This is a genomic window from Deinococcus sonorensis KR-87 (assembly GCF_040256395.1).
Lineage (GTDB): Bacteria > Deinococcota > Deinococci > Deinococcales > Deinococcaceae > Deinococcus > Deinococcus sonorensis.
Map to the genome: position 1 here is coordinate 729,883 of NZ_CP158299.1, position 14,463 is coordinate 744,345.

General features: G+C 69.8%; 13 protein-coding genes. 6 read left to right on the plus strand and 7 right to left on the minus strand.

The window, feature by feature from the left end:
- Positions 1–29: 29 nt before the first annotated feature.
- Positions 30–1,475: a 30S ribosomal protein S12 methylthiotransferase RimO gene (rimO, locus tag ABOD76_RS08710; RefSeq protein WP_350245234.1), complete on the minus strand. Its 1,446-nt coding sequence runs from the start codon at positions 1,473–1,475 to the stop codon at positions 30–32.
- Positions 1,476–1,730: 255 nt separating this feature from the next.
- Here rimO and queF point away from each other — a divergent pair, with 255 nt between their 5' ends.
- From queF to queC, 4 genes are read left to right on the plus strand one after another with little or no spacing between them, the layout of a single operon-like run.
- Positions 1,731–2,183: a preQ(1) synthase gene (queF, locus tag ABOD76_RS08715; RefSeq protein ID WP_350244440.1), complete on the plus strand. Its 453-nt coding sequence runs from the start codon at positions 1,731–1,733 to the stop codon at positions 2,181–2,183.
- 3 nt (positions 2,184–2,186) lie between these two features.
- Entirely contained in the window at positions 2,187–2,597 is a 411-nt protein-coding gene (locus ABOD76_RS08720) for a 6-pyruvoyl trahydropterin synthase family protein (protein WP_350244441.1), read from the plus strand.
- Positions 2,594–3,286: a 7-carboxy-7-deazaguanine synthase QueE gene (locus tag ABOD76_RS08725; protein ID WP_350244442.1), complete on the plus strand. Its 693-nt coding sequence runs from the start codon at positions 2,594–2,596 to the stop codon at positions 3,284–3,286. Before ABOD76_RS08720 ends, ABOD76_RS08725 begins: the two co-directional genes overlap by 4 nt.
- Positions 3,287–3,982 carry a 7-cyano-7-deazaguanine synthase QueC gene (queC, locus tag ABOD76_RS08730; protein ID WP_350244443.1) on the plus strand — a complete coding sequence of 232 codons (696 nt, stop codon included), beginning with the start codon at positions 3,287–3,289 and terminating at the stop codon, positions 3,980–3,982.
- Between the two features lie 7 nt (positions 3,983–3,989).
- On the opposite strand, the gene ABOD76_RS08735 is transcribed toward queC, so the two are convergent.
- The gene (locus ABOD76_RS08735) at positions 3,990–6,245 is read right to left on the minus strand and encodes an ATP-binding protein (RefSeq protein WP_350244444.1); all 2,256 of its coding nucleotides are present in this window, start codon (positions 6,243–6,245) and stop codon (positions 3,990–3,992) included.
- A 172-nt stretch (positions 6,246–6,417) separates the two neighbouring features.
- Between ABOD76_RS08735 and ABOD76_RS08740 the strand changes: the two genes are divergently transcribed.
- Complete coding sequence (locus ABOD76_RS08740; RefSeq protein WP_350244445.1) at positions 6,418–7,098, plus strand: spermidine synthase; 681 nt, start codon at positions 6,418–6,420, stop codon at positions 7,096–7,098.
- A gap of 12 nt (positions 7,099–7,110) precedes the next feature.
- Here the strand turns inward: ABOD76_RS08740 and ABOD76_RS08745 are convergent, their stop codons facing one another.
- The 3 genes from ABOD76_RS08745 to ABOD76_RS08755 all read right to left on the minus strand — a co-directional run bounded on the left by ABOD76_RS08745 (position 7,111) and on the right by ABOD76_RS08755 (position 12,539).
- Positions 7,111–8,286 (minus strand): VLRF1 family aeRF1-type release factor, encoded by a 1,176-nt coding sequence (locus ABOD76_RS08745; RefSeq protein WP_350244446.1) that lies wholly within the window; start codon positions 8,284–8,286, stop codon positions 7,111–7,113.
- A gap of 238 nt (positions 8,287–8,524) precedes the next feature.
- Positions 8,525–11,524: an adenosylcobalamin-dependent ribonucleoside-diphosphate reductase gene (locus ABOD76_RS08750; RefSeq protein ID WP_350244447.1), complete on the minus strand. Its 3,000-nt coding sequence runs from the start codon at positions 11,522–11,524 to the stop codon at positions 8,525–8,527.
- Positions 11,525–11,801: 277 nt separating this feature from the next.
- Positions 11,802–12,539 carry a hypothetical protein gene (locus ABOD76_RS08755; protein ID WP_350244448.1) on the minus strand — a complete coding sequence of 246 codons (738 nt, stop codon included), beginning with the start codon at positions 12,537–12,539 and terminating at the stop codon, positions 11,802–11,804.
- Between the two features lie 78 nt (positions 12,540–12,617).
- Here ABOD76_RS08755 and ABOD76_RS08760 point away from each other — a divergent pair, with 78 nt between their 5' ends.
- A complete protein-coding gene (locus tag ABOD76_RS08760; RefSeq protein WP_350244449.1) occupies positions 12,618–13,517 on the plus strand; it encodes an EamA family transporter in 900 nt (299 codons plus the stop codon).
- Here the strand turns inward: ABOD76_RS08760 and ABOD76_RS08765 are convergent.
- Both ABOD76_RS08765 and ABOD76_RS08770 read right to left on the minus strand, forming a co-directional pair.
- Positions 13,501–14,049, minus strand: coding sequence for a nucleotidyltransferase family protein (locus tag ABOD76_RS08765; RefSeq protein WP_350244450.1), 549 nt, complete (start codon positions 14,047–14,049; stop codon positions 13,501–13,503). The genes ABOD76_RS08760 and ABOD76_RS08765 overlap by 17 nt on opposite strands.
- The gene (locus ABOD76_RS08770) at positions 14,046–14,381 is read right to left on the minus strand and encodes an NAD(P)H-dependent oxidoreductase subunit E (RefSeq protein WP_350244451.1); all 336 of its coding nucleotides are present in this window, start codon (positions 14,379–14,381) and stop codon (positions 14,046–14,048) included. The genes ABOD76_RS08765 and ABOD76_RS08770 overlap by 4 nt, the downstream gene beginning before the upstream one ends.
- Positions 14,382–14,463 lie beyond the last annotated feature (82 nt).

Consider the following 14,463-nt stretch of genomic DNA (forward strand, 5'->3'; position numbering starts at 1 on the left):
AGAGTGTAAAGCGCGCCCTCCCCTGCCGTTCAGTGCCGGACGAAGTGTCCCAGCTGCGGCACGTTGGGCCGCCACTCGGGACGGGCCACCACCTCGCCGTACAGGTCGTACTCGTCACTGTCCTCGATGCGCGCGTTCACGATATCGCCCACCTTGACCTGACCGGCGAAGGCACCGGCGTACAGGTAGACCTGCCCGTCAATGCCCGGCGCGTCGCCCTGGGTGCGCCCGATCAGGCGGGTGCCGGGCGCGTCGCCCTCGTCGTCGTTGTACTCGTCGATGATGACGGGTAGAGTGCGGCCCACCTTCTGCGCCAGCCGGGCGGTGGAGATGCGCTGCGCCACCTCCATGAAGCGCGCCAGCCGCTCCTCCTTGACCTCCTGCGGCACCGCGTCCGGCAACGCGTTGGCGTCGGCCTCCTCCACGTCGCTGTAGGTGAAGGCCCCCACCCGGTCCAGCTGCGCCTCCTCCAGGAAATCCAGCAGCAGCTGGAAATCGGCCTCGGTCTCGCCGGGGAAACCCACGATGAAGGTGCTGCGGATGGTCAGCTCCGGGCAGATCTCGCGCCAGCGGCGGATGGTGTCCAGCTGCTTGCCGGCCCCGGGGCGGCGCATCAGCTTCAGGATGCGCGGCGAGGCGTGCTGCAGCGGCACGTCCAGGTACGGCAGGATCTTGCCCTGGGCCATCAGTTCCACCACCCGCTCCACGTGCGGGTAGGGGTAGACGTAGTGCATCCGCACCCACACGCCCAGCTCGCCCAGTTCACGGGCGAGGTCGGTCAGGTGGGCAGTCACCTGCCGCTCCTGAAACTCCGACTCGCGGTGGCGCAGGTCCACCCCGTAGGCGCTGGTGTCCTGCGAGATCACCACCAGCTCGCGGGTGCCGCCGGCCACCAGCCGGTACGCCTCGTACAGCACGCTGCCGGCGTCGCGGCTGACCTGCAGACCGCGCAGCTTGGGGATGATGCAGAAGCTGCACTTGTGGTTGCAGCCCTCCGCGATCTTCAGGTAGGCGTAGTGACGCGGGGTGAGCTTGACCTCGGGGGCCAGCACGTCCCGGCGGGTGCCGACCGGCAGCAGCGACGTAAAGGGGTTCTGGTCCGGGGGCAACAGCTGATGAACGGCGGCCATCACGTCATCCACCGCCTCGCTGCCGGTGATGGCGGCCACCTTGGGGTGCCGCTCCATGATCTTCTCGGGCCGTTCCCCCAGGCAGCCGGTCACGATGACGCGTCCGCCATGGTCCAGCGCTTCGCCGATGGCGTTCAGCGACTCCTCGACAGCGGGCGTGATGAAGCCGCAGGTGTTCACGATCACCGTGTCAGCGTCCTCGTAGCCGCTGGCCACCTGATAGCCCTCGGCGCGCAGCTGCGTCAGGATGCGTTCGCTGTCCACCAGGGCCTTGGGGCACCCCAGGCTGATGAAGCCCACCTTCTTGATGTCCGGCACGGTGGCCGGCTCGATCTGCTGTGTCATGTGCTCTCCCCGGCCACTGAAGCTGGCCTGCGCCGCCGCGCCCGCTGTGCTGGGGGGCTGCATTCAACTGGAGAGTGTACTGCCTGAAGCGGGCATGAAGGGTGAAGCGGAGCAGGGTTGCGGCGCAGGCCTCTGGCCGCATGGTTCCCTGTGTCCTTTCCCCGGCTCCCCTCCACGCTCTACACTCCTGGGCGGGCCGATCTGTCTTATCGGCCTGAGGGCGGCGGACCGCCGCGCCTCTGAGGAGGACCACCCATGACCATTCAGGACAAGCCGCAGCAGCGCGGCTTTGACCGCCGCTATGACGTGCAGGGCCTTGACGCCATCGACGTGGCGGTGCTGGACACCTTTCCGCACGTGCGCGAGGACGACCCCGTCCGTTACCCCGGCGAGCCGATGGAGATCGTGATCTCCACTGACGAGTTCTCGCCGGTGTGCCCCTGGAGCGGCCTGCCGGACTTCGGTCGGCTGGAGATCCGCTACCTGCCACGCGACAAGTGCGTGGAGCTCAAGAGCCTCAAGTACTACCTGACCAGCTACCGGTTCGTGGGCATCTACCACGAGCACGCCACCCGACGGGTGCTGGGCGACCTGGTGACGCTGCTGGACCCGCTGTCCATGACCATCACCGCCGACTACGGCATGCGCGGCGGCATCAACACCGTCTGTACCGCCCGCTACGCCGCGCCGGACCAGAAGCAGGGCTGAGCCGTGCCCTGGACGCTGAGCACCGAGTTCACCTTCGACTCGGCGCATACCATCACCGGCTACGACGGCCCCTGCGGTCGGCTGCACGGCCATACCTACCGGGTGCGGCTGCAGCTGACCAGCGAGCGGCTGCGGCCCAGCGCCCATGTGCGGCGCAGCATCATGGTCGCGGACTTCAAGACGCTCAAGTGGGCCAAGAAGGACGTGACCCAGGGCGGCCTGGACCACGCCTACCTCAACGACCTCCCCGACCTGGGCGACGACACCACCGCCGAGGTGATCGCCGCCTACCTGCACCGTGAGACGCTGCGCCGGGTGAAGGAGACGCTGGACGAGGGCGACGACGGGGCGGACCTGCGGCTGCGGGTGAGCCTGTGGGAAACGCCCGACAGCTGCTGCGAGTACTGGGAATGAAGTACCCGGTCTACGAGCGCTTCTACACCTGGCAGGGCGAGGGGGTGCACCTGGGCCGCGCCGCCTACTTCATCCGGCTGTACGGCTGCCCGCAGGCCTGCCCGTGGTGCGACAGCGCCGGGACGTGGCATCCGGAGTACCGCCCGGCGGGCGTGACCCTGATGAGCGCCCAGGACCTCGCGGACCGGGTGGCCCAGGAGAGCCCGGCGGGGGCCTTCGTGGTGATCACCGGGGGCGAGCCCATCCTGTTTGACCTGGCCCCGCTGGTGAACCTGCTGCACACCCTGGGCCGCCGGGTCCACATCGAGACCAGCGGCATCGCGCCGCTGCGGGGCGCTCTGGACTGGGTGACGCTCAGCCCCAAGCCGTTCGGCACGTGGCCCACCCCGGACGTGGTGGCCCGCGCCGACGAGGTCAAGATCATCGTGCAGGTGCCGCAGGACATTCAGGCCGGGCTGGACACGCTGAAGGGCCTGCGCGACGACGCCGTGATCTGGCTGCATCCGGAGTGGAGCAAAGCCCGGGACCGGGACATGGCCGTGCTGAACGCCATCACCGACGCGGTGAAGGCCAATCCGCGTCTGCGGGCCGGCTACCAGATGCACAAGCTCTACCGCGCCGACGAGCTGGACCTGCACAGCGACAAACGCCTGATCCCGCTGGGCGGGAACACCGAACTGGGGTACTGAATGACACCTTCCAACCGCGCCGTGGTGCTGCTCTCCGGCGGCCTGGATTCCAGCACCGTGCTTGCCCTGGCCCAGGAGGCCGGCGACCACTGCACCGCCCTCTCGTTCCGCTACGGCCAGCGCCACACCATCGAACTGGAACGCGCCAGCCGCATCGCCCGGCACTTCGGGGCCGACCACCGCGTCATCGACATCAACATCGGCAGCTTCGGCGGCAGCGCCCTGACCGACGAGGCGATGGACGTGCCCACCGACGGCACCGCTGACGGGGTGATTCCGTCCACCTATGTGCCAGGGCGCAACACCGTCTTCATTGCGGTGGGGCTCAGCCTGGCCGAAGCCATTGGCGCCGAGCGGCTGTATCTGGGCATCAACGCGGTGGACTACAGCGGCTACCCCGACTGCCGGCCCGAGTACCTGGAGGCCTACCAGCGCCTCGCGGACCTGTCCAGCAAGGCCGGGCTGGAGGGCCGGGGCGCGAAACTGACAGCGCCGCTGATCCTGCTCAGCAAGCCCGACATCGTGCGCGAAGCGCTGCGGCTGGGCGTACCGGTGCAGGAGACCTGGAGCTGCTACCAGGGCGGCGACGAGCCGTGTGGGGTCTGCGACAGCTGCCGCATCCGGGACGCCGCCCTGATCGAGGCGGGCCACCCGGAACTCGCCACCCCGGTGGGCCGCACGTTAGCCGGACGCTAGAGACCGGTCAGGCCTGCGCGGGGACGCGCGGCAGGCTGAAGCTGAAGGTGGCACCCTCCTGAGGCACGCCGGTCGCCCAGACCCGCCCGCCCTGCCGCACGATGATGCGCCGCACGTTGGCGAGCCCCACTCCGGTGCCCTCGAACTCCTCCTGGCGGTGCAGCCGCTGGAACACCCCGAACAGCTTGTCGCTGTATTTCGGCTCGAAGCCCACCCCGTTGTCGCGCACATGCACCTGCCACTCGGTCGGCGTCTCCTCGGCCCACACCTCAATGCGGGTCAGCGGGCGGGTGCGGGTGTATTTCAGCGCGTTGGAGATCAGGTTGGTCATCACCTGCTGGAGGGTGTCGTGGTCGGCCAGCACGGTGGGCAGCGCCCCGATCACCCACTCGATCTGCCGGCCCTCCTGCACCTCCGGCTGGGTGTCGCGCCGCGCCTGCTCCACCAGCGCGGGCAGCGGCACCGGCCCGATCCGCAGTTCCTGCCGCGAGGTGCGCGAAAGGTTGAGCATCGCGTCAATGAGGGCGGTCATGCGGTTGGTCGCCTGATCGATGATCCCGACGTACCGCAGCGCCTTCTCGCTGCCGGAAGCGGCAATGTCACGCTGCAGCAGCTCGGTGAAGCCCTTGATGTGGCGCACCGGAGTCCGCAGGTCGTGTGACACGCTGTAGCTGAAGGCCTCCAGCTCCTCGTTGGCGTCCTGCAGCGCCTGGGTGCGCGCCTGCAGCACCGAGCGCTGCGCTTCCAGCTCCTGCGCCTGCATGGCCCGCTCCATCGCCAGCGTCAGGCCCCGGCCCACCGCCAGGATCAGCGCGCGGTCGGCGTTGCTCCACGCTTCGGCCTGGCTGGGCAGCCCGAAGGCCAGCAGGCTGTGCACCCGGCCGTTCAGCACCAGCGGGTAGGCCGCCATCAGGTCAAAGGTGTCCAGCGCCGGCAGCATGTTCCGGCGCTGCCGCCACGCCTCCCGGTCCATGAACAGCGGTTCCGGGTGGGCCTGCAGCTGGCTCAGGCGCTCCGGGTCCAGCGGCAGACCGGCCTGCAGGACCCGGACCAGCGGCGGGGCCAGGTTGTCGGTCCAGACGCGCGGCACCCAGCGCTCGCCCTCCGGCTCGATCGCCACTGCGCCCAGGCCCGGCAGGTGCTGGCCCAGCACGCCGAACACCGCCTGAAACAGGGCATGCCGGTCGGTGCGCAGCCCCACCATCTCGGTGAAGGCCACGAAGGCCGACTGGGCGCGGGCCGCCTCCTCTGCCTGACGGGCGCGCTGCTCCGCTTCACGCTGCGCCTGCGCCCGCTCGAAGGCCAGCCCCAGGCTCTTGGCCACCGCCCGGAACACCGCCCGCTCGCGCTGGGTCCAGCGCTCCACGGCCCGCTTGCTCATCGCCAGCAGGCCGTGGGGAGCGCCGCCCAGGAAGTAGGGGGCGCGGGCGGTGGCCGCGTACATGCTGGCCGCCGACAGGCCTTCCTGGTCCGGGCTCCAGCGGTCCTGAAAGTAGGGCCCGCCCGCCCGCACTGCCGCCGCGAAGCTGGGGCTTGCGGGAGAGATGCCGGCGCGGGTCAGCGCCTCCACCTCCGGGCTGATGTCGCTGGAGAGCAGCCGCGCCTTCCACACACCGTCCTCCAGCTGGTAGTAGACGGTCGAGACGTCCACCAGCACCGACCGCAACAGGTCCATCGCCAGCTGGGCCAGCGTCAGCACGTCGGCCGTCTCGACCGAGACTTCCGTGAAGCGCACGAACGCGTCCAGTGCCTCGGACTGCTGGATCACGGCGGCGGTGCGTTCGGCTACCCGCCGTTCAAGGCCACTCACACTGCGGACCCGTCCCAGCGCGATGCCCGACTGGAGCGCCAGGATCGAGAGAAACTGCTGCTCGTGCGCTGGGAAGCTGCGCGGGCCGCTGTACCACAGCACCAGCGCCGCCTCCGGCTGGCCGTCGCGGCGCAGCGGCAGCACCACGCCCGCTCCGTGCCCGGTCTGCTCGCTGAACTGCGGCCGCTCCTGCTCCAGCGCCCGCGTCATCAGCCCGTCCGGCTCCAGCAGCGCCGGGAGCGTCACCGGCAGCTGGCCCACCTGCGCCTGCGCGGTCCAGCCGCTGCCGGACGCCACCCAGATCACGCCGGCACTGGCCTCCAGCACACCACAGGCGCGCTGCAGCAGCGCGTCGTACACCTGCTGGGGCGTCCGCACGCCCGCCAGCTGGGCGGTGATCTCCTGAAGCTGGCCCATCAGGTGAAGCGCAGAGTCGGTAACGAGGCCGGCCATCCGTCCAGCTTACGGTCTCCCGGCCAGCGGCTCACACAGAAGAAATGCCGTCAGGTTGTGGGTTTCTAAATCTGAAGGAGGTTCCCAGCCGGGCGATGCGCCGCCGTCCCGCCCTCCTGGGCGGCCGGGTCCGCTACACTCCGCTGATGCCTGTGCCGTGTGGACGCCCGCTGTGATTCCCTGGACCCTGGAGGGCCGCGCCCTGATTCCCGGTGGCCGGGACGAACTGCTGCTGTGGCGGCGCGGCGACGAGTTCTCGATCCGCATTCGCGGCTACGTGAGCGAACTGATGAACAGCCGGGTCCATGGCAGTGAGGAACAGCTGGCCCGGCTCGGCTGCGCGCCCCTGCAGGGCCGCCCGAATCCGCACGTGCTGATCGGTGGGCTGGGGATGGGCTACACGCTGGCCGCCGCCCTCCAGGCCCTGCCCGGCGACGCCCGCGTCACGGTGGCCGAACTGGTGCCGGAAGTGGTGGAGTGGAACCAGGGCGACCTGGGCGCGTGTGCGGGCCGCCCGCTGGAGGACCGGCGGGTGGAGGTGGCCCAGGGCGACGTGGCGCGCCTGCTGCGGAGCGGCCCGCCGCGCTACGACGCGGTGCTGCTGGACGTGGACAACGGCCCGGAAAGCATGACCCACAAGGACAACGACTGGCTGTACTCGCTGGCCGGCCTGCAGGCCACCCGGCAGGTGCTGACGCCCGGCGGCGTGCTGGCGGTCTGGTCAGCGGCCCCCGATGACCGCTTCACGGCCCGGGTGCGGCGGGCCGGCTACACGGTGGAGGTGCATGCGGTCCGGGCACGGGCCGGCGGCAAGGGCGCCCGGCACACCGTGTGGGTGGCCCGCCGCCCCTGAAGGTTCCGCTGCTCAGTACCGCGGGATGCCGGCCAGACCGCCGAACTCCTTGACCAGCCGCTGGGCATGGTCCCCGTGCACGCGTCGCACCTCCAGGCCGTACAGCTGCTGCAGATCCGGCAGCACCTCATCGAGCGTAACGCGCTCCATCAGGCTGTCGTCCAGCGGGCTGTGCGCCACGTCCTTCTTGCTGGTGAAGTACGGCACCTCGCGGTTGTGGCTGCGGTAGATGTGGATCTGCGAGCCGTCCTCGGGAATCACCAGCCGGTAGATGCGCGCCTGCTGAATCATCTCCAGTACCGGCTCCATCTCCATCACGCCGTGTTCCTGTACCTCGCTGAGCAGCTGTTCCTGCTCGTTGCGGTGCAGCTCGTCGAGCAGCGGCTGCACCCGCTCCAGCAGCTGTCCGGCATCGGCCCAGCCCACACCCCCGTTGACGCTGGTGGTGCCGATCAGCTCGTACGGCGGCTTCTCCGGCAGCTCGGCCTTGAAGTCCGCCACCCGCTGCACCGGCCCGGCCAGCACCAGATGCTTCAGGTCATGCTGCTGCATCAGCTTGCTCAGCTGCTGGGACATCTCGTTGTAGAAGCGCTGCTGATTGGCCGCCTCCTTCGCCTCGAACAGGTCGTAGCCGCTGTCGCTGCGCGGGCCGCTGCCCGGCTGCCCCTGACCGGCCCCGCCGGAGCCCTGCACGCCCGGCACGTGGCGGGTGCCGGACACGATGGTGTCCCAGCGCTTGCCGTCGTCGAGCCGCACGTTCTCGCGGCGGCGGATCTCAGAGAGTTCGCCCTGCTCGATCACAAAGAAGCGTGCCCACTCGCGGTCCACCGCCAGCACCCCGACCCTGGGCATCAGCTCCAGCACCGTGGGAATCATGGCCTTCAGCGGGCGGCCATAGTGAATGCGTTCCGGCAGGTCCACCTGCACGTCGTAGCGCTCGAACATCTCCTCGCTGGCGACGTAGAAGGCGCTCTTGCCGAAGCCGGTCCGGGCCTGACCCAGGTCGTCCAGCACCCGGCCGGCCAGCGTGGGTGGCACCCCCTCGTCGTTCATCAGCTGCTTGGCGCGGGTGGTCAGGCCGTTGCCCTCGTTGTCGGAGAGGGTAGGGTTGGTGTTGATGACCGCCATCAGCACCATGGCGTCTTCCGGCAGCTGTTCAATGCGTTCAATGTCGCTTGGGTTGAGCATGGACTCCTCCTTGATGCAGAACTGGTCTTGTCTGGCCCCATTCTGCGAAGGTGCCTGTCTCATTCAAGCCCCATTCCGGTGAACTGAAATTAGGAAAAGAGCCGCTCCAGACGAGCTTCAGACCATATGAACGCCGCAGCCCGGCAGGTGGGGTCTTCTCACCTCAGCCGGCACCTGCGGGACACAAGACGGGGGCCGGAAGGGGAATCCCCTTCCGGCCCCCGGTCGCTTCAGGGCCTTAGCCGCACTTGCTGTAGCCGCAGGCGCGGCACTTCAGGCAACCTTCCTCGCGGATCACGGCGCGCTCCTCACACACCGGGCACTTCTCCCCGGCCATGCTGTCCACGCTGACGCCGCTGCTGACCGGGGCCTCGCCGCTCCCGCCCGCCAGCGCCGGCAGCTTCGGCGCAGACGCCTCCATGTCCACCGTTTCCAGCGCCACCGCGATCAGGTCGGCCTTGCTGCCCACCAGCCGCCCGTTGTAGCTGCCGTACAGCCCGCCGTTGATGCCGCGCAGCGTCTTGATGATCGCCTCGGTCGGCACGCCGTGCTGCAGCGCGATGCTCACCACCCGGCCCAGCGCCTCGCTGTCGGCATTGGCCTCGTCGCCGGCGCGGCCGGAGGTGACCAGCACCTCCACCGGGTGGCCCTCCAGGCAGTTGACCGTCACCAGGAAGCTGCGACGGTGGCCGCTGGTGGGGTCGGTCAGCTTGACCATGTCGGTCACGCCCTTCAGCCGGGCGGGGCGGTCGTAGACCGGGCGGCCCGGCCGGTAGGTCGGCGTGGCCACCGGGGCGCTCGGCGCGGTCGGCGCGGCGGCCACCACGCTCTCTCCCATCACCTCGGCGGCGGGCAGGCTGACCTCCGGCTGTGCGGCGGCCACCACCTCCGGCTGCGCCTCCTCCTTCTTGTCCTTCTTCTTGCTGGTGCTCAGCACCTGGAACTGGCGGCTGCCGTCACGGTACACCGTGATGCCCTTGCAGCCGGTCCGGTAGGCCTCGCTGTAGGCGGCCTCGATCTCCTCGACCGTGGCGGTGTTCGGCAGGTTGATGGTCTTGGAGAGGCTGTTGGCGGCGTAGCCGGCCGCATCGAAGGCCTGCTGCACCACGCCCTGCATCCGCACGTGGTCCAGCGGCGCGATGTCGTGGGCGCACACGAACACCTGCTGCAGGCTCTTGGGAATGAAGTCCAGGCCCACCACCGAGCCGTGGTTCTCGCTGACCGCCTCGGTCACCCGGTCCCAGTTCCAGCGGCCCTGACCGTCGTCCATGTTGGGGGCCGGCGGATAGGTTTCCAGCAGTTCCACGAACAGCGGGGCCAGCAGCGCGCGGTACTCGCTGCCGATCTTGCGCCAGATGAACGGCGAGAACACCGGCTCGATGCCGCTGGACACGCCCATCAGCATGCTGGTGGTGCCGGTGGGGGCCACCGTCAGCACCGCCACGTTGCGCCGGGGCGCGTGCGGAATCTGGGCAGTGTGGCGGGCGTACACCGGGTACACCCCGCGCTCCTCGGCCAGCTGCTCGCTGGCGGCGATGGCCTCGTCGCGCAGCGCGCCCATGATGTCCGAGATCGCCTGACGGCCCGCCTCGCTGTCGTAGCGCAGCCCCAGCTTGATCAGGGCGTCGGCCAGGCCCATCACGCCCAGGCCCAGGCGGCGCAGGTCCTGGCTGGCCACCCGGTTGTCTTCCAGCGCGAACACGTTCACGTCCAGCACGTCGTCCAGGAAGCGCACGCAGGTGCGCACGTCGGCGCGGAACGCGGCGTCGTCGAAGCGGCCCTGCTGCACGTAGGCGGCCAGGTTGATGGCGCCCAGGTCGCACGGCTCGCCCACCGTCAGCGGAATCTCGCCGCAGGGGTTGGTGCTCCTGATCTGGTAGCGCTCGCCCAGGTTCTTGAGGGCCGAGAACTCGTTGACGCGGTCGTCGAAGATGAGGCCCGGCTCGCCGGTGCTCCAGGCGTGGGTGGCGATCTCGCGCCACAGCCACGCCGCCGGAATGGCGCTCACGCCGTCCTGGGTGTACACCGGCACCCCGCGCGCGCCGTCAATGTCGCGCTCTGGCAGGGTGGGCCACTGGCCTGCGTAGCTGCCCGGCTGGGCCGCGAGGTAGTACTTGCCCGGCACCTCCTGCGCCTGGATCGGCCACAGCCCGCCCGCCTGCAGGGTGGTCCAGAAGGCCTCGCCCACCAGGATGCTGATGTTGAAGGTGCTGATGTCACCTTCCGCCGCCTCGCGGTCCAGGTCCTTGGCGGTCAGGAAATCCAGCACGTCCGGGTGGCCCACACTGATGGTCGCCATGCCGGCGCCGCGCCGGGTGCCGCCCTGACGCACCACCCGCAGCACCGGCGCGTACACGAAGCGCAGGGTGTTGATCGGTCCGGCTTGCTCGCCGCCGCGGTTGGCCCACTCCAGGAAGTTGTCGAAGATCTCCAGCAGGAAGCTGACCGGACCGCTGCTGGTGCCGCCCGAGCCCTTGATCGGGGCGCCTTCCGGCCGCATGCCGGACAGGTCGATGCGCGGCTCCAGGCCCAGCTTGCCGTGCTCGGCCACGGCGCGGGCCGCGTCGATGATGCCGCCCATGTCGTCCTCGACGTTCAGCACGCCCTCCGGCAGCGCCCGCACGATCTGCACGCCGTTCTGGCGGGCCAGCGCCACCAGCTCGGGCCGGATCGCCTGCCCGTACACCACCCGGGTCCAGTTGCGCACCGAGACCGGCTGCTTGTCGCCGTCCGGCTGGGTGGGCGGGCGCATCATGCCCTCGATGAAGTCCTGCACGTCGGCGTGGCCGCTGCTCATGTAGGCCCAGCCGCGCACCCCGGCGTCGCTGCGGCTCTGCTCGCCGCGCGGGTGGTACACGTCCAGGTTCACCCCGTTGCCGCCGCCCACCTTGGTCACGAGTGCCAGCTTCCTGGCCACCTCCATCACACCTTCAAAGCTGCTGGGGTCGTGCTCGGTGGCGCCCTGCACGAAGCAGTTCAGCACGTTGCCGTGCTGGGTGCCGGCGCCGGCCATCACCCGGCCGCCCGGGCAGAAGCGCTTCCCGGCCATCAGGTCGTAGTAGCGCTGCGCCCAGCCGAGCCGCGCTTCCGGGGCCTCCGCCTGGGCCACCCACTCGGCCACCCGCCGGAACAGTCCGGCGAGGTCACCGTCACCCGGCTGAAAGTACTGCCGCCGGGCAATGTGGTGGGCGTTCTCGTCGAAGTTCTGCAGGGCGGTGGGGACGGCTGGGGTGGTCATGGGACTCTCCTGGAAAGGGGGCGTGCGTGGGCCAGCGCCGCCGCTGGGCGGCACCGCACACGGGCAGAATGGGGCCTTGGGCTGTCGTTACCTGAATGTAACATTAACCAGAAGGAACGTCTATATCTGGTATCTACTGCGGCCAACCGTACCAGATGTAGACGTCTTCCACCAGCGGTCCGGCGCACAGTTCCGGCAGCCACAACCGAGTATGGGCATTAGATCACGCTCCGGAGCTGTCCACAATCGCAGATGACAGGTGAGGCCGGGCCACCCCTCAGCGCAGCTGTACCGAACGCACAAAGCGGTCCAGCCGGGTCAGGCGCGGGTCCTGGGTCAGGGCGTCCAGCCGCTTCACTGTACGCGTCAGGTAGCTGTTCCAGGCCGTCTGGACCCGCTGCGTATCCGGCGACATCAGGGTCTGCAGGAGCGCCCGGTCGGCGGCCGACGTGACGTCCTGGGGCAACTCCTTCAGGTTCAGGTCGTACTGGAACGAGACGTAGGCGCGGCCATCGTCGCTCAGACCCTGAAAGGTGTAGAACACCTGTTGGCGGGTCACCGGGGCCACCTCCTGGCTGTAGGCGGTCAGGTAGCGCACCCCGTGGCCGCCGGGAAAGTTCAGGTAGGCCACCGCCGCATGCAGCACCTGTCCGGCCGGCACCAGCGGCAGGAACGGCAACTCCGAGGCCAGCGGGGGCACGCGGCGGGTCTGGAGCAGCGTCTTCAGCCGGTCCAGCTGCGGGCGCACCTCGCCGGGCCGCTCCGGATACTGCGCCAGCAGCCCCGCCACCGGATACACGTTCAGCTCGTGCAGCGCACCGTTGTCCGGGCCCAGCCGGACGGTGAGGTGGGCCGGCGGAAAAAAGTCCGGCTCGTCCCGGCGCGGGGTGGCGGGCAGGCTGCGGACGGTGGCCTGCACCCCCAGCAGGCCGGCATCGAAGGTCAGCTTCGGCAGCGCGGTGGCGGCCAGCGCGGAGGACAGCAGGAGCAGACAGAGGGGCAGCATCCGGGTCATGGGAGCAGCGTACTGAGAACGGCATGATTGCAGGATGATGCGGACTGCCCGGCCAGCCGCATTCCTATACTGACGTTCATGCCTCTGCGCGCGTTTCTGCTGGCCCTGCTCGTCACCTTCATCTGGGGGGTCAACTTCGTGGTCATCAAACTCAGCGTGGACGGGGCGCCGCCGCTGCTGGTGGCCGCGCTGCGTTTCGCGCTGGCCGCGCTGCCGGCGGTGTTCTTCCTGAAGCGCCCGGCGGTGCCGCTGCGGCTGCTGATCGGGTACGGCCTGACGGTGGGGCTGGTGCAGTTCGGGCTGCTGTATGTGGCGGTCGAGCTGGGCATGAGCGCCGGGCTGGCCTCGCTGCTGATGCAGCTGCAGGCCTTCTTCACGGCGCTGCTCAGCGCGGCGGTGCTGCGTGAGCGGCTGCAGCCCAACCAGATCGGCGGCATGACGCTGGCCTTCCTGGGCATGCTCCTGATCGGGCTGGGCGGCACCCACCAGGGCGGCCTGCTCAGCTTCGGGCTGGTGCTGCTGGCCGCACTCGGCTGGGCGGTCAGCAACCTGCAGGTGCGGCAGGCCGGCAACGCCGACGTGATCTCGCTGGTGGTGTGGTCGTCGCTGGTGTCGCCGGTGCCGCTGTTCATCGGCTCGGGGCTGCTGTCCGGCTGGACGCCGACCGTGCAGGCGCTGCTGGGTGGCGGGCTGGGGTTCTGGGCGGCGGTGGCGTTCATGGGCTACTTCAACACGGTGCTGGGCTTCGGGCTGTGGAGCCGCCTGATCCAGCAGTACGGGGCGGCGCGGGTCGCACCCCTGTCGCTGATGGTGCCGGTGTTCGGGCTGCTCAGCAGCGCCCTGTACTTCCACGAGGCCTTTCCGCCGCTCAAGGCGCTGGCGGCGCTGCTGGTGTTCCTGGGCCTGCTGCTGCACGTGTTCGGGGGCCGCTGGCTCAGCGCGTGGCAGGCCCGGCCGCCGCTCAGCTCGCGTCGGTGAGCCAGGGCCAGCGCTCGCGGTAGCTCTGCACCTTGGCCGCGTAGAGGTGAGGGGTGTGGTTGCGCGGATTGGGGCGCAGCACGCCGGCTTCCAGCTCCGACAGGCCGCACGGCGCGTACACCTCGCCGGCCGCGTTCACCCCCAGGCAGGTGCAGCGCACCAGAAACTGGTCGATGCCCTCCTGCACACTCAGCAGCGGCGGCCGTTCCACCCCGTGCCGCTCGGGGAACCACAGGTGCACCCGCGCCTGATTGCGCAGTTCGATGGGGGACTTCAGATCACGGAACAGCTGCTCGGCCCGCTGAATCTGGCGGTCCTCGGCGGCGTAGCTGGTGTCGGGGTCCCAGTAGAACAGGTCGTAGTCGCGGATGTGGCGGGTGGGGGCCTCCCCTCCCTGCAGGTTCCAGACAGTGCCGAACAGCGCCCCGGCCACCAACTGAGCATCCGGCAGGCCCAGGTCCGGCAGCCGCTCCAGGATGGCGGCATTCACCGGGTTCTGCTGGATGGCGGCCAGAAACTCCGCGTCGGTCACGGACCGTACTTCCGGTCGTCCGGCAGGGCGGTCTGCTCGTGGGTGGCCCGCGCCACCTGCAGCGCCAGCGGCAGGTCGGCGGCGGCGTACCAGCCCTCTTCCAGCTGTCCGGCCCGTTCGCGGTACACGCACAGCACCGGCCCGAAGCTGCAGGCCCCCAGACAGCCGCTGGCGGTCAGCCGCACGGTCCCGCCCGACTTGAAGTAGGCCAGCCGCTCGCGGTCCAGGGCGTTCCACAGAGCGCTGTACAGCAGCCGGGCGCCGCGCGCCTCGCAGTTGACGTGCTGGCAGAGCAGCAGGTGACCATGGGTTCGGAAGTGAACGGGCGGCATCCTGAGCAGGCTAGCGTGTGCGCCCCGACCGAACCGTGGCCCAGCTCAACCCGGTCCTCACCCGGCCACGCTAGCCTGGGCC

Excerpts from the sequence above, each read along its gene's own strand:
- rimO (WP_350245234.1), bottom strand. The coding sequence starts at position 1,475 with ATGACACAGCAGATCGAGCCGGCCACCGTGCCGGACATCAAGAAGGTG.
- queF (WP_350244440.1), top strand. The coding sequence starts at position 1,731 with ATGACCATTCAGGACAAGCCGCAGCAGCGCGGCTTTGACCGCCGCTAT.
- ABOD76_RS08725 (WP_350244442.1), top strand. The coding sequence starts at position 2,594 with ATGAAGTACCCGGTCTACGAGCGCTTCTACACCTGGCAGGGCGAGGGG.
- queC (WP_350244443.1), top strand. The coding sequence starts at position 3,287 with ATGACACCTTCCAACCGCGCCGTGGTGCTGCTCTCCGGCGGCCTGGAT.
- ABOD76_RS08735 (WP_350244444.1), bottom strand. The coding sequence starts at position 6,245 with ATGGCCGGCCTCGTTACCGACTCTGCGCTTCACCTGATGGGCCAGCTT.
- ABOD76_RS08745 (WP_350244446.1), bottom strand. The coding sequence starts at position 8,286 with ATGCTCAACCCAAGCGACATTGAACGCATTGAACAGCTGCCGGAAGAC.
- ABOD76_RS08750 (WP_350244447.1), bottom strand. The coding sequence starts at position 11,524 with ATGACCACCCCAGCCGTCCCCACCGCCCTGCAGAACTTCGACGAGAAC.
- ABOD76_RS08755 (WP_350244448.1), bottom strand. The coding sequence starts at position 12,539 with ATGACCCGGATGCTGCCCCTCTGTCTGCTCCTGCTGTCCTCCGCGCTG.
- ABOD76_RS08760 (WP_350244449.1), top strand. The coding sequence starts at position 12,618 with ATGCCTCTGCGCGCGTTTCTGCTGGCCCTGCTCGTCACCTTCATCTGG.
- ABOD76_RS08770 (WP_350244451.1), bottom strand. The coding sequence starts at position 14,381 with ATGCCGCCCGTTCACTTCCGAACCCATGGTCACCTGCTGCTCTGCCAG.